23 protein-coding genes, 2 tRNA genes and 2 rRNA genes are annotated in these 25,557 nt (G+C 56.7%); 7 read left to right on the top strand and 20 right to left on the bottom strand.

Annotated features, from left to right (window positions below):
• Positions 1 to 3: 3 nt before the first annotated feature.
• Positions 4 to 1,347 (bottom strand): Na(+)-translocating NADH-quinone reductase subunit A, encoded by a 1,344-nt coding sequence (locus BJ885_RS00135; RefSeq protein WP_121930922.1) that lies wholly within the window; start codon positions 1,345 to 1,347, stop codon positions 4 to 6.
• A gap of 298 nt (positions 1,348 to 1,645) precedes the next feature.
• On the opposite strand from BJ885_RS00135, the gene dpaA reads away from it, so the two are divergent.
• Complete coding sequence (dpaA, locus tag BJ885_RS00130; protein ID WP_029739699.1) at positions 1,646 to 2,386, top strand: peptidoglycan meso-diaminopimelic acid protein amidase; 741 nt, start codon at positions 1,646 to 1,648, stop codon at positions 2,384 to 2,386.
• Here the strand turns inward: dpaA and BJ885_RS00125 are convergent.
• Positions 2,357 to 3,124: a class II glutamine amidotransferase gene (locus tag BJ885_RS00125; protein ID WP_010427885.1), complete on the bottom strand. Its 768-nt coding sequence runs from the start codon at positions 3,122 to 3,124 to the stop codon at positions 2,357 to 2,359. The two genes, dpaA and BJ885_RS00125, sit on opposite strands and share 30 nt — an antisense overlap.
• A gap of 48 nt (positions 3,125 to 3,172) precedes the next feature.
• On the bottom strand, positions 3,173 to 3,751 hold the full coding sequence (gene lpcA, locus BJ885_RS00120) for a D-sedoheptulose 7-phosphate isomerase (protein WP_010427884.1): 579 nt from the start codon (positions 3,749 to 3,751) through the stop codon (positions 3,173 to 3,175).
• Between the two features lie 239 nt (positions 3,752 to 3,990).
• Between lpcA and fadE the strand changes: the two genes are divergently transcribed.
• Entirely contained in the window at positions 3,991 to 6,435 is a 2,445-nt protein-coding gene (gene fadE, locus BJ885_RS00115; protein ID WP_029739697.1) for an acyl-CoA dehydrogenase FadE, read from the top strand.
• Between the two features lie 108 nt (positions 6,436 to 6,543).
• A complete protein-coding gene (locus BJ885_RS00110) occupies positions 6,544 to 7,314 on the top strand; it encodes an amidohydrolase (protein WP_121930921.1) in 771 nt (256 codons plus the stop codon).
• Between the two features lie 51 nt (positions 7,315 to 7,365).
• Here BJ885_RS00110 and BJ885_RS00105 read toward each other — a convergent pair whose 3' ends face one another.
• The 9 genes from BJ885_RS00105 to dnaQ all read right to left on the bottom strand — a co-directional run bounded on the left by BJ885_RS00105 (position 7,366) and on the right by dnaQ (position 16,460).
• The gene (locus BJ885_RS00105) at positions 7,366 to 8,967 is read right to left on the bottom strand and encodes a gamma-glutamyltransferase family protein (protein ID WP_121930920.1); all 1,602 of its coding nucleotides are present in this window, start codon (positions 8,965 to 8,967) and stop codon (positions 7,366 to 7,368) included.
• Between the two features lie 9 nt (positions 8,968 to 8,976).
• The gene (locus tag BJ885_RS00100) at positions 8,977 to 9,852 is read right to left on the bottom strand and encodes an ABC transporter permease (protein WP_121930919.1); all 876 of its coding nucleotides are present in this window, start codon (positions 9,850 to 9,852) and stop codon (positions 8,977 to 8,979) included.
• A gap of 2 nt (positions 9,853 to 9,854) precedes the next feature.
• Positions 9,855 to 10,796 carry an ABC transporter permease gene (locus BJ885_RS00095; RefSeq protein ID WP_121930918.1) on the bottom strand — a complete coding sequence of 314 codons (942 nt, stop codon included), beginning with the start codon at positions 10,794 to 10,796 and terminating at the stop codon, positions 9,855 to 9,857.
• Between the two features lie 18 nt (positions 10,797 to 10,814).
• Complete coding sequence (locus BJ885_RS00090; RefSeq protein ID WP_183128595.1) at positions 10,815 to 12,329, bottom strand: ABC transporter substrate-binding protein; 1,515 nt, start codon at positions 12,327 to 12,329, stop codon at positions 10,815 to 10,817.
• A 2-nt stretch (positions 12,330 to 12,331) separates the two neighbouring features.
• A complete protein-coding gene (locus tag BJ885_RS00085; RefSeq protein WP_059347781.1) occupies positions 12,332 to 13,414 on the bottom strand; it encodes an ABC transporter ATP-binding protein in 1,083 nt (360 codons plus the stop codon).
• Positions 13,411 to 14,424 (bottom strand): ABC transporter ATP-binding protein, encoded by a 1,014-nt coding sequence (locus BJ885_RS00080; protein WP_121930916.1) that lies wholly within the window; start codon positions 14,422 to 14,424, stop codon positions 13,411 to 13,413. Before BJ885_RS00080 ends, BJ885_RS00085 begins: the two co-directional genes overlap by 4 nt.
• A complete protein-coding gene (locus BJ885_RS00075) occupies positions 14,421 to 15,140 on the bottom strand; it encodes a FadR/GntR family transcriptional regulator (protein ID WP_121930915.1) in 720 nt (239 codons plus the stop codon). The genes BJ885_RS00080 and BJ885_RS00075 overlap by 4 nt, the downstream gene beginning before the upstream one ends.
• A 379-nt stretch (positions 15,141 to 15,519) precedes the next feature.
• Positions 15,520 to 15,596: transfer RNA gene (locus tag BJ885_RS00070), tRNA-Asp, on the bottom strand.
• Between the two features lie 132 nt (positions 15,597 to 15,728).
• On the bottom strand, positions 15,729 to 16,460 hold the full coding sequence (dnaQ, locus tag BJ885_RS00065; protein WP_029739690.1) for a DNA polymerase III subunit epsilon: 732 nt from the start codon (positions 16,458 to 16,460) through the stop codon (positions 15,729 to 15,731).
• 64 nt (positions 16,461 to 16,524) lie between these two features.
• On the opposite strand from dnaQ, the gene rnhA reads away from it, so the two are divergent.
• On the top strand, positions 16,525 to 16,992 hold the full coding sequence (gene rnhA / locus BJ885_RS00060; protein WP_023334599.1) for a ribonuclease HI: 468 nt from the start codon (positions 16,525 to 16,527) through the stop codon (positions 16,990 to 16,992).
• On the opposite strand, the gene BJ885_RS00055 is transcribed toward rnhA, so the two are convergent.
• On the bottom strand, positions 16,989 to 17,708 hold the full coding sequence (locus BJ885_RS00055; protein ID WP_023310484.1) for a class I SAM-dependent methyltransferase: 720 nt from the start codon (positions 17,706 to 17,708) through the stop codon (positions 16,989 to 16,991). The genes rnhA and BJ885_RS00055 overlap by 4 nt on opposite strands.
• Before the next feature lie 32 nt (positions 17,709 to 17,740).
• On the opposite strand from BJ885_RS00055, the gene gloB reads away from it, so the two are divergent.
• On the top strand, positions 17,741 to 18,499 hold the full coding sequence (gene gloB / locus BJ885_RS00050; RefSeq protein WP_121930914.1) for a hydroxyacylglutathione hydrolase: 759 nt from the start codon (positions 17,741 to 17,743) through the stop codon (positions 18,497 to 18,499).
• Between the two features lie 68 nt (positions 18,500 to 18,567).
• Positions 18,568 to 19,932, top strand: coding sequence for a murein transglycosylase D (gene mltD, locus BJ885_RS00045; protein WP_032661729.1), 1,365 nt, complete (start codon positions 18,568 to 18,570; stop codon positions 19,930 to 19,932).
• Positions 19,933 to 19,984: 52 nt separating this feature from the next.
• On the opposite strand, the gene BJ885_RS00040 is transcribed toward mltD, so the two are convergent.
• From BJ885_RS00040 to BJ885_RS00030, 3 genes are all read right to left on the bottom strand, one after another.
• Positions 19,985 to 20,758, bottom strand: a complete 774-nt coding sequence (locus BJ885_RS00040) for a class I SAM-dependent methyltransferase (protein ID WP_029739686.1) — start codon at positions 20,756 to 20,758, stop codon at positions 19,985 to 19,987.
• A gap of 76 nt (positions 20,759 to 20,834) precedes the next feature.
• Positions 20,835 to 21,635, bottom strand: a complete 801-nt coding sequence (locus BJ885_RS00035; RefSeq protein ID WP_024909448.1) for an endonuclease/exonuclease/phosphatase family protein — start codon at positions 21,633 to 21,635, stop codon at positions 20,835 to 20,837.
• A 136-nt stretch (positions 21,636 to 21,771) separates the two neighbouring features.
• A complete protein-coding gene (locus tag BJ885_RS00030; RefSeq protein ID WP_121930913.1) occupies positions 21,772 to 22,947 on the bottom strand; it encodes an MFS transporter in 1,176 nt (391 codons plus the stop codon).
• A gap of 104 nt (positions 22,948 to 23,051) precedes the next feature.
• Between BJ885_RS00030 and yafC the strand changes: the two genes are divergently transcribed.
• Complete coding sequence (gene yafC, locus BJ885_RS00025) at positions 23,052 to 23,957, top strand: DNA-binding transcriptional regulator YafC (protein ID WP_029739684.1); 906 nt, start codon at positions 23,052 to 23,054, stop codon at positions 23,955 to 23,957.
• Between the two features lie 29 nt (positions 23,958 to 23,986).
• On the opposite strand, the gene dkgB is transcribed toward yafC, so the two are convergent.
• The 4 genes from dkgB to BJ885_RS00005 form a co-directional block, all read right to left on the bottom strand.
• Entirely contained in the window at positions 23,987 to 24,790 is an 804-nt protein-coding gene (gene dkgB, locus BJ885_RS00020) for a 2,5-didehydrogluconate reductase DkgB (protein WP_029739683.1), read from the bottom strand.
• A 160-nt stretch (positions 24,791 to 24,950) separates the two neighbouring features.
• A tRNA-Asp gene (locus BJ885_RS00015) sits at positions 24,951 to 25,027 on the bottom strand.
• 55 nt (positions 25,028 to 25,082) lie between these two features.
• Positions 25,083 to 25,198: ribosomal RNA gene (gene rrf / locus BJ885_RS00010) — 5S ribosomal RNA — on the bottom strand.
• Between the two features lie 71 nt (positions 25,199 to 25,269).
• A 23S ribosomal RNA gene (locus BJ885_RS00005) occupies positions 25,270 to 25,557 on the bottom strand; the annotation flags it as partial.

The raw sequence follows: 25,557 nt of genomic DNA, 5'->3' as shown, positions 1-25,557 counted from the left end.
CGGTTATCCTTCCTGCTCAATGCGGGTTAACACCTCGCGCAATACCGGTCCATATTCGTATTTGCCCGGACAGACATAGGTACAGAGCGCCAGATCTTCTTCGTCAAGCTCCAGACAGCCCAGCGCCTGCGCGCCGTCGGTATCACCGGCAAGCAGATCGCGCAACAGCACGGTGGGCAGAATATCCAGCGGCATGACGCGCTCGTAGTTGCCAATCGGGACCATGGCGCGCTCGCCGCCGTGCGTGCTGGTTGAGAAGCTGAACAGCTTATTACGCAGGAAGTGGCCCAGCGTGGTTCGGGTGACGGAGTATTTTTCTGCGCCTGGCAGAACCCAGCCAAACAGCTCTTTCTCACGCCCTTCCTGCACAATGCTGACCTGCAAATGGAAGCGTCCCAGGTACGCGTGCGCATTGGCAGCATGGCGTCCGCTGAGGACCGAACCGGAAATCAGGCGGTTTTCGCCCTCTTTCGTTTCCCCCACCAGCAGTTCGTTGATATCTGCCCCCAGCAGCGTCTTCACCAGGCGCGGGTTTGCGGCCTGCGGTCCGCCGATGGCGATTATCCGTTCAGCGCAGAGTTCACCCGTAGTAAAGAGCTTACCGATGGCGATGACGTCCTGATAATTAAGATGCCAGACCCGCTTCGTCAGGCTTACTGGCTCAAGGAAATGGATGTGCGTCCCGACCAGACCCGCCGGATGCGGGCCAGCAAACTCATTAAACGTGACCTGCCCCTGCGGATGCCCGCCGAGCTTGCCGCCGCCAGCCTGGCAAACGTGGACTTTTCCGGACGTGAGGCGGGTTAAAACGGTCAGTCCGGCATCGAAGGCTTTTCGCTGCGCCAGGATAACCGGTTCCGGGTCCAGGCTGAGCGGATTGGTGTCGATGGCCGTGACGAAAATCGCGGCCGGCTCCGTGCCCGGAACAGGGGTTTTGCTGAAGGGACGCGTACGAAGCGCGGTCCATAAACCGGACGCCAGGAGCTGATCCTGAACGGCGTCACGGTTCAGCGACGCGATTTCTGCGGTGTCGTAATGGGCAAATTCACGCTTGTCATCGCCCTCAATGCGGATAACCACCGACTGCAGAACGCGCCGTTCGCCACGGTTGATGGCCACAACGGTGCCGCTCGCGGGGGCCGTGAACATCACGCCGGGATTTTTTTTGTCCTCAAAGAGCGCCTGTCCTTTGATAACGCGATCGCCCTCCTGTACCAGCATTGAAGGACGCATACCCAGGTAGTCTTCGCCCAAAATGGCGACATGACGGACACTTGCGCCTGTCGAAACGTGCTGCGCTGGCACGCCTGCAATCGGCAGATCAAGTCCTTTTTTAATTTTAAACATGTGGTTAGCAGGTTTCCATGAACAACAATCCAGTGGGCGCAAAGTGTAACATTTTCCCCTTCCCGCGGGCAGGGAATCCGCCGTCGCGCGCGCCAAATTGCGACGTAATGCGCAAAGTTCCTGGAGCCATCGCAATTTTGATGGTTTATAAAGTAAAACTAATTTGTAAACTCACCGCCCGGCTCTTGCGAAAATCTATAGCGGTGCTAATGTGAGCGCTCCTAACAGAATAATCTGATTTCGGGTCTCTTTTGCCGTCCTGGCAAGTTGGTCATGGTTTTATCAAGGAACTAGTAGTATGCGTAAAATCGCATTGTTCATTGCGATGCTTCTGATACCGTGCATGTCGTTTGCCGGGCTGCTCAGCAGTAATAGCTCAACGACGCCGATCAGCAAAGAATATAAACAGCAGTTAATGGGATCGCCGGTTTATATTCAGATCTTCAAGGAAGAGCGCACTCTCGATCTGTTTGTCAAAATGGGCGAGACATATCAGCTGCTTGATAGTTACAAAATTTGTAACTACTCCGGCGGACTGGGGCCAAAACAGCGTCAGGGCGATTTCAAAAGTCCGGAAGGGTTCTACAACGTTCAGCGCAGCCAGCTCAAGCCTGACAGCCGCTTCTATAAAGCCATTAACATCGGCTTCCCGAATGCCTATGACCGTGCACACGGTTATGAAGGTAAATATCTGATGATCCACGGTGCCTGCGTGTCTATCGGCTGTTATGCGATGACCGACTCCGGCATTGACGAGATTTTCCAGTTCGTGACGGGCGCGCTGGTCTTTGGGCAGCCTAACGTACAGGTTAGCATCTATCCGTTCCGCATGACGGACGCCAACATGGCGCGTCACAAGTACTCATACTACGCGGATTTCTGGAAACAGCTGAAGCCTGGTTACGACTACTTTGAGCAGACCCACAAGCCACCTGTGGTCTCTATCGTCGATGGCCGTTACGTGGTCAGCAAACCGCTGAGCCACGAAGTCGTCCACCCGCAGCTGGCGTCAAATTACACGGTCCCCGAGACAAAATAGCACCCACTCGCCTGGCATAATCTTTTGCCAGGTTTCGTTGCCCGTCAGCGGCTGCGTTGCGATAACAGTGACCACATCGTTCGGTGTGGTCTCCTTCTGAAAGTCTATCTCCACATCCTGATCGAGCAGCGTTGCAACGCCAAACGGCGCACGGCGGGTGATCCAGAACAGATTCGTCGAGCAGAACGCCATCACATAGCGGCCGTCAGAGAGCAGCATGTTGAACACGCCTTTTTCACGCAGTTCAGAGGCCAGCGTCGCGATGTATTTGAATACGGCGGCCATGTTGCCGGGCGTGCGGGGATAGCGCTCCGTCAGCTTGTGCAGCAGCCAGCAGAAGGCTTTTTCGCTGTCCGTCTCGCCGACCGGGCGGAAATTGCCCGTCTCAAGCGACTTATAGCCCGTGAGCTGCCCGTTGTGAGCATAGGTCCAGTTACGGCCCCACAGTTCACGGGTAAACGGATGGGTATTTTCCAGCGCCACTTCGCCGCGGTTTGCCTGACGGATGTGGGCGATCACCGAGCGGGACTTGATGGGGTAGTCCTGCACCAGTTTGGCAATCGGTGAGTTAAAGCTGGGCTGTGGATCTTTGAACGTGCGACACCCTTTGCCTTCGTAGAAGGTGATGCCCCAGCCGTCTTTATGCGGCCCGGTTCCTCCACCGCGCTGAACCAGCCCGGTGAAACTAAAGCAGATATCGGTTGGCACATTAGCGCTCATCCCGAGCAGTTCGCACATACAACACCTCCACAACAGCGGGGGGCACCGGAGCCCCCCAGCGAAGTATTACTTAACCATCTCTTTTTCGATCAGCTGGATCAGGATGTGGATCACTTTGATGTGAATTTCCTGAATACGGTCAGCATAACCGAAGTGCGGAACGCGAATTTCGACATCCGCCGTACCGTCCATCTTACCGCCATCTTTACCGGTCAGGGTGATGACTTTCATCCCTTTTTCACGCGCGGCGGCGATCGCTTTGATCACGTTGCCGGAGTTGCCAGAGGTAGAGATCCCCAGCAGCACGTCGCCTTCACGGCCTACCGCTTCAACGTAGCGGGAGAAGATGTGGTCGTAACCGAAGTCGTTGCCTACGCAGGAGATGTGGCTCACGTCTGAAATCGCAATCGCCGGGTAGCCCGGGCGGTTTTCGCGATAGCGTCCGGTCAGCTCTTCTGCGAAGTGCATAGCGTCGCAGTGGGAACCGCCGTTACCGCAGGAGAGCACTTTGCCACCGGCTTTGAAGCTGTCGGCCAGCAGGACCGCTGCGCGCTGAATAGCGTGAATATTGGCATCATCTTTCAGAAAGTTCGCCAGCGTTTCCGCCGCTTCGTTCAGTTCGTTACGAATAAGATCCTGGTACATGAGGATAATCCTTCAGTATTGATGAAATAACACAGTGGAGTGTACCGGATAGCGGGAAAAGCGAGAAGCTAAAGCCTTGCGAATCGTCTGGCGTTTTGATTTTTTGTGCCGGCTAAAACGCGAACAATGTGAACCAGGTTGTAATTATTTTGTAAACACATTGCTAAAGGAAATAACATCAACTACAACCATATCATCACAAGTGGTCAGACCTCCTACAAGCAAGGGAGCTTTTCTTTATGATGATTTTGAGCATTCTCGCAACCGTTGTTCTGCTCGGTGTGTTGTTCTATCACCGCGTAAGTTTATTCCTGAGCAGCCTGATTCTTCTGGCCTGGACGGCTGCGCTTGGCGTCGCAGGCCTCTGGAATATCTGGCTTTTAGTTCCTCTTGCCATCATTCTTCTGCCGTTTAACCTGGCGCCGATGCGTAAATCAATGATCTCTGCGCCGGTGTTCAAAGGCTTCCGCAAAGTGATGCCGCCAATGTCGCGTACCGAGAAAGAAGCGATTGATGCGGGCACCACCTGGTGGGAAGGCGACCTGTTCCAGGGCAACCCGGACTGGAAAAAGCTGCATAACTATCCGCAGCCGCGCCTGACCGCTGAAGAACAGGCCTTTATTGACGGCCCGGTGGAAGAAGCGTGCCGCATGGCAAACGACTTTGCCATCACCCATGAAATGGCCGATCTGCCGCCAGAGCTATGGGCGTATCTGAAAGAACATCGCTTCTTCGCGATGATCATCAAGAAAGAGTACGGCGGACTGGAATTCTCCGCTTACGCTCAGGCTCGCGTCCTGCAAAAGCTGGCAGGCGTCTCCGGGATCCTGGCGATTACCGTTGGCGTGCCTAACTCCTTAGGCCCGGGCGAACTGCTGCAGCATTACGGTACCGAAGAACAGAAAGATCACTACCTGCCGCGTCTGGCACGCGGTCAGGAGATCCCTTGCTTCGCGCTGACCAGCCCGGAAGCAGGCTCCGATGCGGGTGCGATCCCGGATACCGGCGTAGTCTGCATGGGCGAGTGGCAGGGCGAGCAGGTGCTGGGCATGCGCCTGACCTGGAACAAGCGTTATATCACCCTGGCGCCAATCGCCACCGTGCTGGGTCTGGCCTTTAAGCTCTCTGACCCGGAAAAACTGCTGGGCGGCGAAGAAGATCTGGGCATTACCTGTGCGCTGATCCCAACCTCTACCCCAGGCGTTGAAATTGGTCGCCGTCACTTCCCGCTGAACGTGCCGTTCCAGAACGGTCCGACCCGCGGTCAGGACATCTTTGTGCCGATTGACTACATCATCGGCGGTCCGAAAATGGCCGGTCAGGGCTGGCGTATGCTGGTGGAATGTCTGTCCGTGGGCCGCGGCATTACCCTGCCGTCGAACTCAACCGGCGGTCTGAAGTCGGTCGCGATGGGGATTGGCGCTTATGCTCATATCCGCCGTCAGTTCAAAATCTCCATCGGCAAGATGGAAGGTATCGAAGAGCCGCTGGCGCGTATCGCGGGCAATGCCTACGTGATGGATGCCGCTGCCTCTCTGATTACCTACGGCATTATGCTGGGCGAAAAACCGGCCGTGCTGTCCGCGATTGTGAAGTACCACTGTACCCACCGCGCGCAGCAGTCGATCATTGACGCAATGGATATCGCAGGCGGTAAAGGCATTATGCTCGGCGAAGGCAACTTCCTGGCGCGCGGCTATCAGGGCGCACCGATTGCCATCACCGTGGAAGGGGCAAACATCCTGACCCGCAGCATGATGATCTTCGGTCAGGGCGCAATTCGCTGCCATCCGTACGTGCTGGAAGAGATGGCCGCCGCGCAGAACAACGACGTGGATGCCTTCGATAAGCTGCTGTTCAAACATATCGGTCACGTGGGCAGCAACAAGGTGCGCAGCTTCTGGCTGGGCCTGACGCGCGGTCTTACCAGCGCGACGCCGACCGGCGATGCGACCAAACGTTACTACCAGCATCTGAACCGTCTGAGCGCCAACCTGGCTCTGCTGTCTGACGTCTCCATGGCGGTGCTGGGCGGCAGCCTGAAGCGTCGCGAGCGTATCTCTGCCCGTCTGGGGGATGTGCTGAGCCAGATCTTCCTGGCCTCTGCGGTCCTGAAGCGCTACGACGATGAAGGCCGTCAGGAAGCGGATCTGCCGCTGGTGCACTGGGGCGTTCAGGATGCGATGTATCAGGCTGAACAGGCGATTGACGACCTGCTGGCGAACTTCCCGAACCGCTTCGTGGCGGGAGCCCTGCGCGCGGTGATCTTCCCGACCGGTCGTCACCATCTGGCGCCGTCCGACAAGCTGGACCACAAGGTGGCGAAGATCCTGCAGGTACCGAGCGCAACCCGCTCCCGCATCGGTCGCGGTCAGTATCTGACGCCGACGCCGCATAACCCGGTAGGCCTGCTGGAAGAGGCGCTGCTGGACGTGATGGCTGCCGATCCGATTCACCAGAAAATCTGTAAGCAGCTGGGCAAAAACCTGCCGTTTACCCGTCTGGACGAACTGGCAAAACAGGCGCTCGCCGGCGGCATTATCAATAAAGATGAAGCTGCTCTGCTGGTGAAAGCCGAAGAGAGCCGTCTGCGCAGCATTAACGTGGATGATTTCGAGCCGGACGAGCTGGCGACACAGCCGGTAAAGCTGCCGGAGAAGCACCGCAAACCTGAAGCGGCATAACGCGTTTCGCTTATACAAACCCCGCCTCGCGCGGGGTTTTTTATTGCCACATTTTCTCGTTATGTCGTGCTACAGTGTCAAAAAGTGGTCGTTTGAGGAGTCTGAATTGTGCCTGGTCTGAAGATTTCTATTTTGCAGCAACCTTTAGTGTGGATGGATGGCCCCGCCAACCTGCGCCACTTTGATCGTCAACTGGAAGGCATTACCGGGCGCGATGTGATTGTGTTGCCGGAGATGTTTACGACCGGCTTCGCCATGGAAGCGGCACAACAGTCAATGCCGCAGGATGAGGTGGTCGCCTGGATGCATGTCAAAGCGCAGCAGACCAACGCGCTGATCGCGGGTAGTGCTGCGCTGCAAACGGATCGCGGGCCGGTGAACCGCTTCCTGCTGGTGGAGCCGGAAGGGAAAGTGCATTTTTACGATAAACGCCACCTGTTCCGCATGGCGGATGAGCATCATCACTATGAAGCGGGTAACGAGCGCGTGGTGTTCGAGTGGCGCGGCTGGCGTATTTTGCCGCTGGTCTGCTACGACCTGCGCTTCCCGGTATGGTCGCGCAACCGCAACGATTACGACCTGGCGCTGTATGTTGCCAACTGGCCTGCACCGCGCTCCCTGCACTGGCAGTCGCTGCTGGTAGCGCGTGCAATTGAGAACCAGGCGTACGTGGTGGGCTGTAACCGCGTGGGAACCGACGGCAACGGGCATCACTACCGCGGCGACAGCCGGGTGGTGAATCCGCAGGGCGAGATCATTGCCACCGCCGAGCCGCATCAGGCGACGCGCATTGATGCCGAGCTGTCGCTGACGGCGCTGCAGGAGTACCGCGAGAAGTTTCCGGCGTGGCAGGATGCGGATCCGTTTAGCATTGGGTGAAATTTTCCCCTCACCCCGCCCCTCTCCCAACGGGAGAGGGGGGATAAAACATTAACTCACCAGCGCCTGCCCGTCTTTGCGGCTTTCCGTCGCGGCGACGTAGTGGCCTTCCGGCAGGCGGTAAATTACCTGCGCACCGCCGAAGTTGTAATCCTGAAGCGGATCTTCCACCACGATCTGATGCCCGCGCTCGCGCAGCGCAGCGATGGTATTGCGATCGAAGGTCGATTCAACGATCACCTCCCTGCCCTGCACCACGCGCCAGCGCGGGGCGTCGATTGCCGCCTGCGGGTTTTGTCCGTGCAGTATAATGCGCAGCGCCATCTGCATGTGCCCCTGCGCCTGCATCGGGCCGCCCATCACGCCGAAGGACATCAGCGGCTGGCCGTTGCCGTCCATCGCAAAGCCCGGAATGATGGTGTGGAACGGACGCTTGCTGCCCGCCAGCGCGTTCGGGTGATTGGGATCCAGCACAAACCCGCAGCCCCGGTTTTGCAGGCTAATCCCCGTATCCGGCACCACGATGCCTGAACCGAAGCCCATATAGTTGGACTGAATAAACGAGACCATCATCCCGCTGGCGTCGGCGGTGCTGATGTAGACCGTGCCGCTCTGCGTCGGGGAACCGTAGACAAAATCTGAGGCCTTATCGTGATCGATAAGCGCCGCACGCGACTCCAGATAGTGGTCGCTCAGCAGCTCTTTCGCCGCGAACGCCATGTGTTCTTCATCCGCCACGTAGCGGTCGAGATCCGCCAGCGCCAGCTTCATCGCCTCAATGGACAGGTGCAGGGACTGCACGGAATCCGGATGATGCTTCTCAATGCCGCACTGCTCCAGAATGCCGAGCGCAATCAGCGTGGCGATCCCCTGGCCGTTTGGCGGCAGCTCCTGCACCGAACCGCCCGCGAAGTCTCGCGACAGCAGCTCTACCCAGTCCACGCGATGGTTTGCCAGGTCCTCAGCCGTCAGGTGCGCGCCGTGTTCTTTGGCGAAAGCGGCAATTTTCTGCGCCAGCTCGCCGCGGTAAAAGGCTTCACCGTTGGTGCGGGCAATCAGCTCCAGCGAGTTCGCCTGCGCCGGGTTACGGAAGATTTCCCCCACGCGCGGGGCGCGGCCTTCCGGCGCGAAGCAGGCGCTAAAGCCCGGCTGATCTTTCAGCTTGCTATAGCCGCGCTGCCAGAGATGACCAATCAGCGGGGAGACAGGGAAACCGTTGCGCGCGTAGTCAATGGCAGGCTGCGCCAGGGTGGTCAGCGGCAGCGTGCCGAAGCGTTCCGCCAGCGCGACCCAGCCGGATACCGCGCCCGGCACGGTCACCGCGTCCCAGCCAACTTCCGGCACCGCCGTTTTACCGGCAAACAGATCCGCATGCCAGCTCGCAGGCGAACGGCCGGACGCGTTCAGTCCGTGCAGCTTTTCACCGTCCCAGACGATGGCAAAGGCGTCGCTGCCGATCCCGTTGCCGGTCGGCTCAACCACCGTCAGCGCCATCGCGGTGGCAATGGCCGCATCAACGGCGTTGCCGCCCAGCTGCAGCATCTTCATTCCCGCCTGCGCCGCCAGCGGCTGCGACGTGGCAACCGCGTTATGGCCCATCATTGGCGGGCGGCGTGAGGCGTAACTGGACGTAAAATCAAGCGCTTTGGTCATCATGACTCCTTAGTCGTGGCGCGGATCGAGCGCGTCGCGCAGCCCGTCGCCGAGTAAATTAAAGCCCTGCACGGCGAGGAAAATCGCCACGCCGGGGAAAACGGACATCCACGGCGCCTGCTCCAGAAATCCTTTCGCGGTGTTGAGCATGGAGCCCCAGGACGGATTTGGCGGCTGCTGCCCCAGCCCTAAAAACGACAGGCTGGCTTCGGCGATAATCGCCGAGGCAATTGCCAGCGTGGCCTGCACCAGGATCGGCGACATCACGTTCGGCAGGATGTATTTAATGATGATCCAGCGGTCCGGCAGGCCAATCGCCCGCGCGCCGTCGATGTACTCTTCGTTGCGAATGGCGATCACCTGGCCGCGCGTCAGGCGGGCGAAGATCGGCATCGCCGAAAGACCGATGGCGATCATCGCGTTGGTCAGGCTCGGGCCCAAAAATGCCCCCAGCGCGATCGCCATGATCAGGAACGGACAGGCCAGCAGCGCCTCGATAAACCGCGAGATCACCCCGTCCCACATCTTCTGGAAGTAACCCGCCACCAGCCCCAGCGGCACGCCGATGACCACCGCGATAACGACCGACATACAGCCCGCCATCAGCGAGGTGCGAGCCCCCCAGATAATGCGGGATAAAATGTCGCGCCCCAGCTCGTCGGTGCCGAACCAGTACATCGCCGACGGCGCTTTGCGCACCGCCAGGAAGTTGGCTTTGACCGGGTCGAACGGGGCAATCCACGGCGCCAGCAGCGCCACCAGCACAAAGAATCCCACCACCACCGCGCCAATCACCGCACTTTTGTTGGCAAGGAATTTCTTCAGCACCCGGTTCTGCGCGCGCGGCAGCGCGGGCGTAACGGTTTGCGTCGTCAGTTCCGCCATGGTTAACCTCGCATTTTCGGGTTGATAAGGACGTAGAGCACGTCGGCCAGCAGGTTGAGCATCAGGAAGCCGATCGCCACGATCAGCACCACGCCCTGCACCACCGCGTAGTCACGGTTAAATACCGAGTCGACGATCATCTTGCCGAATCCCGGAATGGTGAAGACCTGCTCGGTCAGCACCGCGCCGCCCAGCAGCTCGCCGAACAGCAGCGTGGTGAGGGTGATGACCGGCACCAGCGCGTTGCGAAACGCGTGCTTCAGAATCACCGCCTTCGGCAGCAGCCCCTTAGCGCGTGCGGTGCGGATGTAATCCGCCTTCAGGACCGCAATCATCGAGGCGCGGGTATGGCGCATCAGCGTCGCCGCGAGGCCGGTTCCGAGCACGGACGCGGGCAGCAGCAGCATGCGCAGGTTCTGGAGCGGATCTTCACTGAACGGCACGTAGCCGGACGCGGGCAGCCACTGCAGGTTCACCGAAAAGACCAGAATCAGCAGGATCCCCAGCCAGAAGTGCGGGATCGAGATCCCCGAGATCGCCACGAAGTTCGCCCCGTGATCGACCCAGCTGTTTTTGTTCACCGCCGCGAGGATCCCCATGCTGATGCCAAACACCAGCGCGATAATCATCGCCAGCAGCGACAGCTCCAGCGTGACCGGCAGCTTGCTGGCAATCAGCTGCGTCACCGGTTCGTGCGTGCGTAAGGAGACGCCCAGATCGCCCTGCAGCGCCCGCGTCAGCCAGTGGAAATACTGCACGGGGATCGGCGCATCGAGGTTCAGCTCCGCGCGCAGCTGGGCGATGACCGCCGGATCGCGCTCCTCCCCGGCCATGGCGATCAGCGGGTCGCCGGGCAGCAGCTTTTGCAGCCCGAAGACCATCATGCTCACCAGCAGCAGGGTTGGTATAGCCAGCAGCAGACGTTTGCAAATCAGTTCCAGCATGGGCTCTCCTCAGGACCTTTATTTCGCCAGCGTCAAACCCGCCAGACGCACGATGCCGTCCGGGTACGGCTTAAAGCCCTGCACGCTTTTGTTCAGACCGAAAATGCGCGGCTCAAAATAGAGGTAGGCAATCGGCATGTCGGTTTGCAGCTGTTTCACCACCTTGTCGTACAGCGGCTGGCGTGCGGCCTGATCGGTGCTCTGGCGCGCCTGGGTCAGCCAATCATCGACCTGCGCGTTGCTGTAGCGGCCGTCGTTAAGCGTGCCTTTGCTGTTGATAAAGCCGTAGATGCTGCCGTCCGGATCCGGGCGTCCCGACCAGCCGGAGAAGCTCAGCTGATAGTCACCGCTCTGCTGGCGATCGAGCAGCGTGGCGAATTCGGTCATCTGCAGGTTCAGGTTAAATCCGGCCTCGGCGACCATCGCCTGCAATACCTGGCCCACCTGCTGCGAGGTTGGGTTGTTCGGCACCAGCAGGTTGACGGTCAGCGGCGCGGTAACGCCTGCCGCCTTCAGCAGTGCTTTGGCTTTGTCGACGTCACGCGGCGGGACCGGCAGGTTGACGTGATACGGGCTGACCGGGGAAAACGCCTGGTTTGCCGGGGTGTAAAGCCCTTCAAAGACCACCTGGTTTAACGCATCGCGGTCGATGGCCTGAGAAAATGCCTCGCGCACGCGAGCGTCCTTGAACGGATCGTTCGCCGGCACCTTGCCGTTGTTGATGTTGAAGGTGATGCCCTGATAGCCCAGGCCGGTTACCTTCGCCAGCGCCAGCTTGCTGTCGGCTTCGACGGTTTTAACGTCGCTGGCGGCGATGCCTTCGGTCAGGTCGAGATCGCCCGCGCGCAGGTTCGCGAGGCGCACGGAGGCATCCGGGATCGGCAGATAGATGATTTTGTCGAAGTGGTAGGCGTCTTTGTTCCAGTAGTTGTCGAAGCGGGTCAGAACGATGCGGTCCTGGGACACGCGGCTGTCGAACTTGTACGGGCCAGAGCAGACCGGGTGGGCGGCAAAGTCAGGCTTTTTCGCAGCCTCGGGGGCCATCATCGCGCCCGCGCGGTCGGTAAGCTGCATCAGCAGCGCGGCATCGGGGGTCTTCAGGTGCAGCGCAATCTGCATCGGGCCGGTGACCTCGACCGATTCAACGGAGGAGATCTCGCTCTTACGCAGGGAGCCTTTCAGGGTCAGGGCGCGGTCGAGGTTGTATTTTGCCGCGGCGGCATCGAATTTCTCACCGTCGTGGAAGGTAACGCCTTCCCGCAGATTGAGCGTCAGGGTTTTACCGTCCTCACTCCACGCCCAGTCTTTAGCCAGGCCGGGGACGACCTTCAGGTTTTCATCCACGTCCACCAGCCTGTCGCACAGGGAGGCAAAGACGAAGCGGCCATAGTATGTGCGCGCCAGATGCGGGTCGAGCATGTCCGGGTCAGCGCCCAGACCGATTCGCAGCACGCTTTCAGAATGCGCGGGCAGCGCCGCGCCAAGCAACATAACACTTCCCAGTACGGTCAAAAGAGAATTACGCATTGTCATTATCATGAGTTCCTTGAAGGAAGGGACGAGTGAGTGGCCGCGTGTTCAAACAGCGCGCGGCGGCGCAGAAAGGCGGCGGATGGCGGTGCGATCTGAATAACGCTGCGATCGCGGTTGATCTCCTGCCAGCGATGACAGGCAACCTGACGCCCGCCGTCGAGCACCTGATTGATCGGCTCAACCTGGCGGCATTCATCGGTAACGTACGGGCAGCGGGTGTGGAAACGGCAGCCGGACGGCGGGCTGGCCGGGTTGGGCAGATCCCCCTGCAGCAGCGGCGCGTCGCGTTCAACGCCCGGCTGCATCTGCGGTGCCGAGGCGATCAGCGCCTGGGTGTAGGGGTGCAGCGGCGCGTCAAAAATCTCGTCGACGGTGGCAAGCTCGACGATTTGCCCGAGATACATGACCGCCACGCGGTCGCTCATATGGCGGATCACCGCCAGGCCGTGGGCGACAATCACCATCGTCAGCCCCAGCTGGTGCTTCAGGCTTTCCAGCAGGTTGACCACCTGCGCCTGAACGGAGACGTCCAGCGCGGACACCGGCTCATCGCCCAGCAGCAGCTTCGGTCCCGAGGCCAGCGCGCGCGCAATGCCGATACGCTGGCGCTGCCCGCCGGAAAACTCGTGCGGATAGCGTCCGGCCCAGGCGGCAGGCAGGCCAACGGTTTTAAGCAGCTCGGCAACGCGGTACTGGCGATCCGCTTTTTTCATGTTCTGATGCAGCCACAGCGGCTCCCCGACGATCTGCTCCACCGTCATGCGCGGGTTGAGCGAGGCGAAGGGATCCTGAAAGATGATTTGCAGCTCGCGCCGGAGCTGGTTCAGGCGGACACCGGAGGCGTCGGTGATCTCCTCCCCCTGATAAAACACGCGCCCTTCGCTGGCGGCCAGCAGGCGCAGCAGCAGACGACCGAGCGTAGATTTCCCGGAGCCGGACTCGCCGACGATCGCCAGCGTTTCGCCCGGCATCACGGCAAGCGAAACGCGATCGACCGCCGTGACAAACCGTGCCGGGGTAAAGAGCTTTTTGGGGCCGGGGAAAAGCTTGCTGAGGTCACGGGCTTCAAGAATGGGCGTGGTCATGCGATTTCTCCCAGGGCGATGTGCTGTTCGAGCGGCACGCGGAAGCAGGCGACCTGATGGCCCGCGCCGAGCGTGGAGAGCTGCGGTTTTTCAGCATGGCAGCGCGTCTGCGCAAAGGGGCAGCGCGTCGCGAAACGGCAGCCTTTCGGCATGGATTCCGGGAGCGGGACTGCGCCGGGAATGGTGGAGAGCTGGCCCTTGCGTGCGCCAAGAGAAGGAATCGAGCCCATCAGGCCGATGGTGTACGGGTGCTGCGGATCGGCAAAGATGGCCTCCACGCTCCCCTGCTCCACTACCTGTCCGGCATACATCACCGCTACCTGCTGGGCGACTTCTGCCACCACGCCCAAATCGTGGGTGATCATCAGCACCGCCGTGCCGGTTTCCTCTTTTAAGGCGTTGAGCAAGGCGAGGATTTGCGCCTGGATGGTGACGTCGAGCGCGGTGGTGGGCTCGTCGGCAATCAGCAGTTTGGGATGGTTAATCAGCGCCATCGCAATCATCACGCGCTGGCGCATGCCGCCGGAAAGCTGGTGGGGATATGCTTTCAGGCGCATCTCTGCCGCCGGGATCTGTACCTTCACGAGGATCTGCAGCGCGACCTTCATCGCCTCTGCGCGCGAGACGCTCTGGTGGCGCATCACCGCTTCGCTAAGCTGATCGCCCAGCGTAAACGCCGGATTGAGCGAGGTCATCGGCTCCTGGAAAATCATCGCCAACTCGCTGCCGCGCAGGTCGGCATATTCCCGCGGCGAGAGCTTTCGCAGATCGTGGCGGCGAAACTGCATCTCACCGCTGACAATCTGCGCGCTGGCGGGCAGTAACCCCATCAGCGCCAGTGAGGTGATACTTTTCCCGCAGCCGGACTCTCCCACCAGCGCCAGCGTTTCGCCCGCCCTGACGGTCAGCGAGATACCATCAAGCACGCTAACCGGCGAGCCAGCAAACGTAACGTTGAGGTTTTGCACCCGCAATACGGGCGTGGCGTCCTTAAAGGGTATTGTCGTCATGGCGTGAAGTCGTCCTCAAGGTGGATCGCCTGAATCAGGGCGGTTTGCAGGCTGAGCAGGTGTTCGCGCATGGCGGCCGCGGCTTCATTAGGCTGGCGATGGATAATCGCAGACATGATCTTATGGTGGTGGTCGTTATAGCTGTCGACACGTTCGGGAGTGCGTGCCAGCTCGCGCAGATGCTGCCAGCCCGGTTCACGCCGCACGGCATCAATGGCATCAAACAGGCCGAGCATCAGACGGTTGCCCGCCGCCTCGGCAATCGCCCGATGAAAGGCGCTGTCCCAGAGTTCGTTGAGATCGCGGTCGTCCGGGCTGACCTTGTCGATGCGTTCCAGCATGCGCTGCATGAGCGCGAGGTTTTCCCTGGTGGCACGCAGTGCCGCAAGCCGGGCTAAGCCGGGTTCGAGCTGTAGACGAGCTTCCATCACTTCCAGAAGGTTGGTCTGCTGAACCAATCCCTGAAGGGCCAGCGGTTCAACAGGTGCCGCCGGGCCTATAAAGGTCCCTTTGCCCTGCTTACGCCAGATGCGCCCCTCTTCTTCCAGCACGTCCAGCGCGCGACGCACTTCACGTCGTCCTACGCCGAGAGTGTCCGACAGCTCACGTTCCGTGGGCAGCGGTATGCCTGGTGTTGACTCATGCTGGTTGATAAGCCCGCGCAGCTGCTCAAGCGCGGTGCTGGAATTTGCCAGAGACCGTGACGGTTTTTCCATATTGGTTCGCTCGCTTTCATCATTGCTTTATTTTTATTAACGATAAGTTATTGATATGGAATGAAGCTTATCGTGCTAATGATTAAGCAATAACCAAACCAATACGCAATTGGTTCGGTGTTTTTTTGGAAAGCGGGAGATAACCAAATGATTCTGCGTGAATTATTTTTACAGAAAGAAACATTCTGAATGAGGTATCAAGAGAGGAGCGGCGATGAAATGCACAACCATAGTGCAAATAATGCACTACATGCGTGCAATTGTTAATTAATTGCACCATGTTTATTAACTTTTTGTTAACGCTAAGAAAGGGGATAAGATTACAGAAGGCTGAAACGACGAAGGCCTGAATCATTTCTGATTCAGGCCTTCTGAATAGTGGCGGAACGGACGGGACTCGAACCCGCGACCCCCTGCGTGACAGGCAGGTATTCTAACCGACTGAACTACCGCTCCACTGTTCCCGTTTGGGGAACGAGGCGCATATTACGGTGCGCCTCCGATCTCGTCAACGCTTTTTCTCACGTTTTGAATCGTTTGCTGCAAAAATCGCCCAAACGATGATTTTACAGGCATTCCGGAGTTTTTTCAGGCGCGCCACATGCAGCTGCCGCCCTTCTTCTGGACCAGATCAAGTCGGGATTCGTGGTTAAGAAGCTCTTCATCGCTGGCTAAAACAACCCGCAAGCGGCTTGCCTGGCGGACAACACGCTGAATGCCCGCTTCGCCTTGCGTCTGCTGGGATTCATTTTCCATACTGAACTTCATTGACGTCTGCCCGCCGGTCATCGTCAGATAGACATCGGCCAGGATCTGGGCATCGAGCAACGCCCCGTGAAGCGTTCGCTTGGTGTTGTCTATCTCGTAGCGCGAGCAAAGTGCATCCAGGCTGTTACGCTTGCCGGGGAACATCTTCCTTGCCAGCGCCAGGCTGTCCGTCACCTTACAGAAGGTGTTCGTCTTCGGAATATCACGATTAAGCTTGCTGAATTCATAATCCATAAAGCCGATATCGAACGATGCGTTATGGATGACAAGCTCGGCGCCCTTGATATATTCCAGGAACTCGTCAGCGACATCCGCAAAAGTCGGCTTATCCAGCAAGAACTCATCGGCAATACCGTGAACGCCGAACGCTTCCGGATCCACCAGCCGATCGGGTTTGAGGTAGACGTGGAAGTTGTTCCCCGTAAGACGACGGTTCACCACTTCAACGGCGCCGATCTCGATGATCTTATGCCCTTCGTAGTGCGCGCCGATCTGGTTCATACCGGTGGTTTCGGTATCGAGGACAATCTGGCGAGTAATTGCAGTGCTCATAGCGGTCATTTATGTCAGACTTATCGTTTAACTGAACGTTTCGAATACAGGAAGTCTACCAGAGATGCGTAAACAGGTAGAAATTTTCACCGATGGATCTTGTCTCGGTAACCCAGGACCCGGCGGCTACGGCGCGATTATGCGCTATCGCCAGCACGAAAAAACCTTTAGCGAAGGCTATTTTCTGACCACCAACAACCGGATGGAGTTGATGGCGGCCATCGTGGCGCTGGAGGCGTTAAAAGAACATTGTGACGTGGTGCTAAGCACCGACAGTCAGTACGTGCGTCAGGGGATCACCCAGTGGATCCATAACTGGAAAAAACGCGGCTGGAAAACCGCCGATAAGAAGCCGGTCAAGAACGTCGATCTCTGGAAACGTCTTGATGCTGCGCTGGGCCAGCACCAGATTAAGTGGGAGTGGGTTAAAGGCCACGCAGGCCATCCGGAAAACGAACGCTGCGACGAACTGGCGCGTGCTGCGGCATCCAATCCCGCACATGAAGATGCGGGCTATCAGCCCGACGTCTAATCGGTTTTTTTGTACTGCCGCGTGGCGCCGACGGTCTGGCGGATGGGCGTTTTCGACTTGCTCTGCTTCATAGGGTTAAGCGTAAGGGGAATGGTTCGCTTACGCGCAACGATAAACTGCAAACAGCCCAATGCGGGGAGATGGGTGCTCAGTACCACGCCCCCTTGCCTCGCCCAGGGCAGCACCTGAAAACCTCCGTAGCAGAGCACCTCAAAGTTCAGCAGCGAAAGCCAGTCGAGCTGGCGCATCATGGTGAACATCCGGCTGTTGTAAGGTGGAGTCCGGCGTAGCACCGGTACCAGCTTACGCAGGCCCATCAGGCTTAGCGGATTGAATCCGCTAAGTACCAGCCAGCCGTCATCAATCAGCACGCGATCGGCTTCGCGAAGCAGACGATGCGGATCGCTGCACCAGGGTAGCGTATGTGCGAGCAAACACGCATCGACGGATTTTTCCGCAAACGGCAAATGCAACGGGTCTGCCTTCACCTGAACCGGCGATCCGCCGAGAGAGACGTTAACCTGATGCGAGATAGCGCAGCTTTCGGTATTGATTTCCGCGCTGAGATTGCCAATCTTAAGCAGGTGAAAGCCATACATTTTCGCGAGCCAGGGCTTCAGCTGCTGTTCTAACGCTTCGCGATAGTATTCACCCCAGGGCAATTCCGCCCAACGTTCCGGTGCTGCGACAGTCTGAGGTATCCTTGCCGGTTTCATCAAAACACCCGCCACGCTCTAAGAGGTAATGTATGAATCTTATCAGTATTCCAGCGTTTCAGGACAATTACATCTGGGTTTTGGTTGACGACGATCGCCGATGCGTCATTGTCGATCCCGGAGAGTCCGCCCCTGTACTGCACGCCATAAAAGAGAACGTCTGGCAGCCAGAAGCCATTCTGTTGACGCATCATCATAACGATCACACTGGCGGCGTGCCTGAACTGCGCGCCCATTTTCCGCATCTTGTGGTTTACGGACCGGCAGAGGCACAAGATAAGGGAATCACGCATGTAGTCGAAGAAGGCGAAAATATCCTCATACGCGAGTGGGAGTTTTCCGTATTTGCCACACCAGGTCACACTTTGGGACATCTGTGTTTCTACAGTAAACCTTATCTTTTTTGCGGCGACACGCTGTTCTCCGGAGGCTGCGGAAGACTGTTTGAAGGCACGCCAGCTCAAATGTATCAGTCTTTACAGAAGATTAACGCACTACCCGATGAGACGCTCGTTTGTTGCGCCCATGAGTATACATTAGGAAATATGAAGTTTTCCGTGAGCCTCTTACCCGAGGATCGAGCGATTCAGGATTATTATCACAAAGTGAAGGAGTTACGTGCAAAAAACCAAAAAACACTCCCCGTAATTCTGAAAAACGAGCGCCAAATTAATTTATTTTTACGAACAGATGATATTGATTTAATTAATAAAATCAACCAAGAAACAAATTTGCAACAACCAGAACAACGATTTGCATGGTTAAGGTCAAAGAAAGATAACTTCAGATAATTGCGGGTTGCCTTTTCAAAATTTCGCCGTTATCATCGCTCGTCTTTTAAGCAACTATTGACACACACATGAAGGCAAAAGCGATATTACTCGCCTCTGTCCTGCTTGTAGGTTGCCAGTCGCAAAACGGCAGCAACGTACAACAGCACGCACAGAGCCTTTCTGCGGCTGGTCAAGGGGAAGCAGGGAAGTTTGCAAGTTCGGCGCGATGGATGGACGATGGAACATCTTACGCGCAGGATCAAGACTTGTGGACCTCTATTGGCGACGAGCTAAAGATGGGAATTCCGGAAAATCCCCGGATTCGCGAACAGAAACAGAAGTATTTAAGTAATAAGAGCTATCTCCACGATGTAACGTTACGGGCAGAGCCGTATATGTACTGGATAGCCGGGCAAGTTAAGAAACGTAACATGCCTATGGAGCTGGTACTCCTACCCATAGTGGAGAGCGCTTTTGACCCACACGCGACGTCTGGCGCCAATGCCGCAGGCATTTGGCAGATCATTCCGAGCACCGGGCGAAACTATGGTCTGAAACAGACCCGCAACTATGATGCGCGTCGCGATGTTGTCGCTTCAACGACAGCCGCTCTCGACATGATGCAACGTCTGAACAAGATGTTTGACGGCGACTGGCTGTTAACTGTCGCAGCGTATAATAGTGGCGAAGGTCGTGTACTGAAGGCAATGAAAGCGAATAAAGCACGGGGTAAATCCACCGATTTTTGGTCGCTCTCACTGCCACAGGAAACAAAGATTTACGTACCGAAAATGCTGGCATTGAGCGATATTCTCAAGAACAGCAAGCGTTACGGTGTACAACTGCCAACACCAGACGAAAGTCGTGCACTGGCGCGTGTTCGCCTCAGCAATCCGGTTGATATTCAACAGGTTGCTGATATGACGGGTATGTCGGTAAGTAAATTGAAAACCTTTAATGCTGGCGTTAAAGGCTCAACTCTGGGGGCAAGTGGCCCGCAGTATGTAATGGTTCCGCAGAAACATGCCGAGCAGTTACGCGAGTCTTTAGCTTCTGGTGAAATCGCCGCCGTTCAGTCAACGCTGATCGCGGATGCATCATCAGTTAACAGCCGCAGCTATAAGGTTCGTTCAGGTGATACGCTTTCGGGCATTGCGTCACGTCTTGGCGTGAATGCGAAAGATCTGCAGCAGTGGAATAATCTGCGCAGCTCCGGCCTGAAAGTGGGTCAGACTCTGACTGTAGGTGCAGGTAGCAGCGCACAGCGTCTCGCCAGCAACAGTGATAGCATTACCTATCGCGTGCGCAAGGGTGATTCACTGTCCAGTATCGCAAAACGACACGGCGTAAACATCAAGGATGTGATGCGCTGGAACAATGATACTGACAACCTGAAACCAGGCGACCAGTTGACGCTGTTTGTGAAGAACAGCGCGACGCCAGACTCCTGATAACACGCTCGAAAGATAAAAAGGCACCGATTCCCCTCGGTGCCTTTTTTGTTTATCCCGCTTTTTGCGCTTCGGCCATGATGGTATCGCTGGTAAACGATCCATCTTCCTGCAGTTCAAAGTACGCTTTTACCTCCGCGGACGCACTCTCCTGATAGAGCCTGATCGCCTGGCTTAATGCTTCCGGGGTGCGCATACGCGCGATCCAGGAGCTGAACTCCAGCGGTAAGCGGTCTGTAATCAACGCGCGCGCGATCAGCCCTGCTTCAGTGATAAACGACAACCACTCTCCGCTGGCATAGTTTTGCACGTGTGAGGTATCGCGCAGCGCTTCGACCGTCTGCAGCCAGATATTGCGCACCGGATGTCCAGGGGACATCACATCCATAATAATGAAGATGCCACCCGGCTTCAGAACACGTTTGACCTCGCGCAATGCCTGGCCGACATCGTGCCAGTGGTGAGCAGAATAACGGCTGATAACCACCTCAAACGACGCATCGTCAAAAGGTAAAGATTCGGCATAGCCCTGGCGCGTATCAATGTTGTCCAGCCCCTTTGTTCTCGCCGCCTCGGCAACAACGTCCAGCATCTGGCTGGATAAGTCATACGCGGTAACGTGCGCGACCTGCTGTGCAGCGGCAAAGCTGGCGTGCCCTGCCCCGCAGCCTAAATCAAGCACGTGCGCCTGCGGGAACGCCGCCAGACGCTCACCGAGACGCACCAGATCGCGGCCAGAAGCATGCACGGCGCTGCTCAGATAGGCACTTGCCTGAGAACCAAACTGTTTTTCTACGTTGTCATGATGGGAGCGTGTTGTTGTCATCGTACTGTCCTTTGTTGGTTAAAAATAAAAGGGCAGCACCCGCGCAGGCCTGCCCCACGGCAGACCTGACACACCATTATTTATCAGGTTTGCCGGGACTGAATTCAACTAGTAGAGGATTGTGATCGGAGGCGCGCGTTACCAGGACAGAGGCGTCATGCACGCTCAAACCACGATAGAAGACAAAATCGAGAGGACGACCAAAGGCTTTTTTGCGCTGGTCATCGCTAAAGCGAACTTCACGCAGCGACATTTCACGCGCAAAGCGATACAGCGCATTCATGCGCGGACGGCTCCAGGCGTTGAAATCGCCTGCCATAATGATGGGGCCGCTGTGATGGGCAATCTGATCGCCAATCGGAAGTAGCTGTTTACTGTAGACATCCACGCCCAGGCTGAAATTGACCGCATGGATGTTCACGACCATCAGCATTCGGGTATCCGGCAGCGGATAGACCGTCACCAGCGCCGATTTCGCCAGACGCAGGATAGGCTCACGTTCACGCAGAGGACAGCAATAGACCGGATGTGCTGCTGAAAGTGTCATCACACCCGAGGGGTGTTGTGGCAGGACAAATGCAGGCACCTGGTCGGCGGCAAGATAGTTCGTGGTGGCAAACCGTACCAGCTCAGGAGTAGTTTGCGCCTCCTGAAGCAGAACCAGATGGGCATCTTTTCCAAAATTCTTGAGCACCGATAACCATTCGGCACGCTGCTGCTTAAAGATATTCCACACCAGTACACGGATTTTCTCATCGCTGCTTAACGGTGTGCCGGCGGGTAATGCCTGGCTTATGCTCGCAAATGACCCCGGAGGCAAGATCCTCTCCGCGGGCATTCCGGCAACATAACGCATGGCATAAGTATTTTTTCGCACTTTTGGAAACAGCCTCTGTAACATGAACCAGCCCGGAAAACGGACTGGTTCTAATGTTATAGGGACTTTAGGTCATACTTTCAACGCAATTTCTGAGAAACCGCTTTCCAGTTTTGTAAGCAAGCACTTACTGATGTTAACCCAGTGCGACCCTGGCTGGCTTATCGAGACGTCCACTCAGGCCAATCAGCAGGAAGGCCACCAGGACAATCACCGCGCCAATCCATGGGGTCTGGGCTAATCCAATATGCGCTACGGTTTGTCCGCCAATGATGGAGCCCAGCGCAATGCCGATATTAAATGCGGCAATGTTCAGCCCGGACGCCACATCCACCGCATTTGGCGTATAGAGCTCGGCTTTCTGGACAACGTAAACCTGAAGCCCCGGCACATTACCAAAGGCAAAGATCCCCATGACCAGCACCGTGACCAGCGCGACGTAGTGTACCGAAGCCGTGAACTGGAAAATCATCAGCAGAACAACCAGGGCGGCGAAGATGAATTTCAGTGCCGGTACCGCACCATGCTTATCCGCAAGCTTGCCGCCCCAGATATTGCCAATGGCAACGGAAATACCGTATCCCAGCAAAATCCAGCTCACGGCATTGGGCGAAAAGCCCGCCAGGTCCTGCATCATCGGCGCCAGGAAGGTAAAGGCGGTGAATACGCCACCATAGCCCAGCGCAGTTACCGCGTAAATAATCAGCAAACGCGGATGCGTGAGCACCTTCAGCTGATCGCGCAGGCTGGCGCTTGCCCGGCCTGGAATATTCGACGGTACCAGCAGCAGGCTGGTCACCAGAGCGATGACGCCCAGCAAGGAGACGGCCAGGAACGTTTCACGCCAGCCGAAGTGTTGTCCGATAAACGTTCCCAACGGTACGCCCGTAACGAGTGCGACGGTCAGTCCACCAAACATGATCGCAATGGCTGAAGCCGCTTTCTCTTTGGGCACCAGGCTTGTTGCTATGGTGGAACCAATCGAGAAGAACACGCCGTGTGCAAGGCCGGTCAACAGACGGGCAATCACCAGCGTGGTGTAGTCCGGCGCCTGCCAGGCCAGAACGTTGCCGGCGGTGAACAGCACCATCAGCGCGACTAACAGCTGCTTACGCGGAAAACGTCCGGTCAGGGCCGTCAGCACTGGCGCACCGACGGCGACGCCCAGGGCGTAGATTGATACCAGCAACCCCGCAGAGGGCAACGAGATCGTTAGCTGGTTAGCAATAGTGGGAACCAGACCCACGATAACAAATTCGGTCGTGCCAATTGCGAAGGCACTGATCGTCAGGGCAAGTAGCGCCAGTGGCATAAAATACTCCGTATCATCAGGATTAAGATGACAGGCAGTATGCGCCAGTGCTTAAATAACAAAAATGGTCAAAATCTCAATAGAATTTTGCAGGTGGTGCAAAAATGAAAGCAACATCGGAAGAGCTGACAATCTTTGTCGCCGTCGTTGAAAGCGGCAGCTTTAGCCGCGCGGCCGAACAGCTGGGACAGGCTAATTCGGCCATCAGCCGTTCGGTAAAAAAACTGGAGATGAAGCTTGGAGTGAGTCTGCTCAACCGAACGACGCGGCAGCTGAGCCTGACGGAAGAAGGAGAGCGTTACTTCCGCCGCGTGCAGTCGGTATTGCAGGAGATGGCTGCAGCGGAGACGGAGATTATGGAGACCCGCAGCACGCCGCGTGGATTGCTGCGTATTGATGCGGCCACGCCGGTGGTGCTTCACTTTCTGATGCCGCTGATCAAACCTTTCCGCGAACGCTATCCGGAGATGACGCTTTCTCTGGTCTCCTCAGAGACGTTTATCAACCTCATCGAGCGTAAAGTAGATGTGGCGATCCGGGCGGGAACCCTGACAGATTCAAGTTTGCGTGCCCGCCCTCTGTTTGCCAGCTACCGCAAAATTATCGCATCACCAGAGTATATTGCCGAACATGGTAAACCGGAGACGGTTGAAGAACTGAAGCAGCATCTGTGCCTGGGCTTTACGGAGCCGGTGTCGTTAAACACCTGGCCTGTCGCCTGTCATGATGGTCAACTTTATGAAATTACCTGCGGGTTATCCTCAAACAGCGGGGAAACGCTGAAGCAGCTTTGTCTTGAAGGAAACGGGATCGCCTGCTTGTCCGACTATATGATTGATAAGGAAATAGCGCGGGGTGAACTGGTGGAGCTGATGGCCGACAAACGTCTGCCGGTCGAAATGCCCTTTAGCGCAGTGTATTACAGTGACAGAGCGGTAAGCACGCGCATTCGCGCCTTTATTGACTTCCTGAGTGAACATATAAAAACAGCTCCCGGAGGAGCTGTGTGAGGGTTCAGGTTACAGAGGGCGGGTCAAACTTAATCCCAGTCAGGAGCTAAACCTTCCGGGCTTACCAGGCGATCGTTGCACTCCAGTGCTGCGATCGCTTTTTTATCGTCAGCATCCAGATGAAGATCCGCTGCTAACAGGTTGCTGGCCAGGTTTTCACGCTTAGTTGATGATGGGATCACTGCATAACCTTCACCCATTGCCCATGCCAGAATGACCTGCGCAGCAGTGGCGTTATGTTTCTCTGCGATACGCGTAATCACTTCATCTTTCAGCGCTTTACCGTAGGCCAGCGTCATGTATGAAGTGATGTGGATCCCGTGCTGTTTTGCCCAGTCCACGACTTTGCGGTTTTGCAGGTATGGAGACAGCTCAATCTGGTTGGTCGCAATATTTTCTGCGCCAACAGCAGCAATGGCTTTTTCCATCAGCGGAATCGTGAAGTTGGAGATCCCTATTTCGCGGGTTAGGCCCTGCTTTTTCGCTTCCAGCAGCGCCTGCATGAACTCTTCTACTGAGACGGCATCATTCGGTGATGGCCAGTGGATCAGCGTCAGATCTACGTAGTCAGTACGCAGTTTTTTCAGGCTCTCTTTCAGGCTAGGGATCAGCTTATCTTTGCTGAGATTCTCAATCCAGATTTTCGTGGTGATAAACAGTTCGTTACGTGGAACACCACTCTCTTCGAGAGCTTGTCCAACGGCTGCTTCATTTTCATAGATCTGTGCCGTATCAACTGCACGATAACCCAGTTCGAGTGCGGTTTTAACCGATGCGATAACAACGTCGTCTTTCAGGCGGAAAGTGCCAAGACCAAATGCAGGGAGAGTCATACTATTCCTCAATCATTATGTTCGTAAACTGAGGAAGATTATCGCTGGCGTTGTTATAGAGAAAAAGATCGCAAAACGCAGAGGATTTTTGCTAATTTCGCAATAATTAAACGTCAGATAAGAAAAAAGCCCTGAGCGTGAGCTCAGGGCTTTTAATAAGTGGCGGAACGGACGGGACTCGAACCCGCGACCCCCTGCGTGACAGGCAGGTATTCTAACCGACTGAACTACCGCTCCACCGAAGACTGCTGTAACCACCGGATTTATGCACCGGCTTACTACTTAATTTGATGCCTGGCAGTTCCCTACTCTCACATGGGGAGACCCCACACTACCATCGGCGCTACGGCGTTTCACTTCTGAGTTCGGCATGGGGTCAGGTGGGACCACCGCGCTAAAGCCGCCAGGCAAATTCTGTTAATCTGTATCAAAGCTGAAAATCTTCTGTCTCTCGTCCGCCGAAACAGCTTCGGCGTTGTAAGGTTAAGCCTCACGGTTCATTAGTATCGGTTAGCTCAACGCATCGCTGCGCTTACACACCCGACCTATCAACGTCGTAGTCTTCAACGTTCCTTCAGGACTCTCAGGGAGTCAGGGAGAACTCATCTCGGGGCAAGTTTCGTGCTTAGATGCTTTCAGCACTTATCTTTTCCGCATTTAGCTACCGGGCAATGCCATTGGCATGACAACCCGAACACCAGTGATGCGTCCACTCCGGTCCTCTCGTACTAGGAGCAGCCCCCCTCAATTCTCCAGCGCCCACGGCA

The organism is Enterobacter sp. WP_7_1, assembly GCF_003688535.1.
Taxonomy (GTDB): Bacteria; Pseudomonadota; Gammaproteobacteria; order Enterobacterales; family Enterobacteriaceae; genus Enterobacter; species Enterobacter asburiae.
The sequence above is the reverse complement of the archived record's forward strand: the minus strand, read 5'-3'. Positions and strand labels throughout refer to the sequence as shown.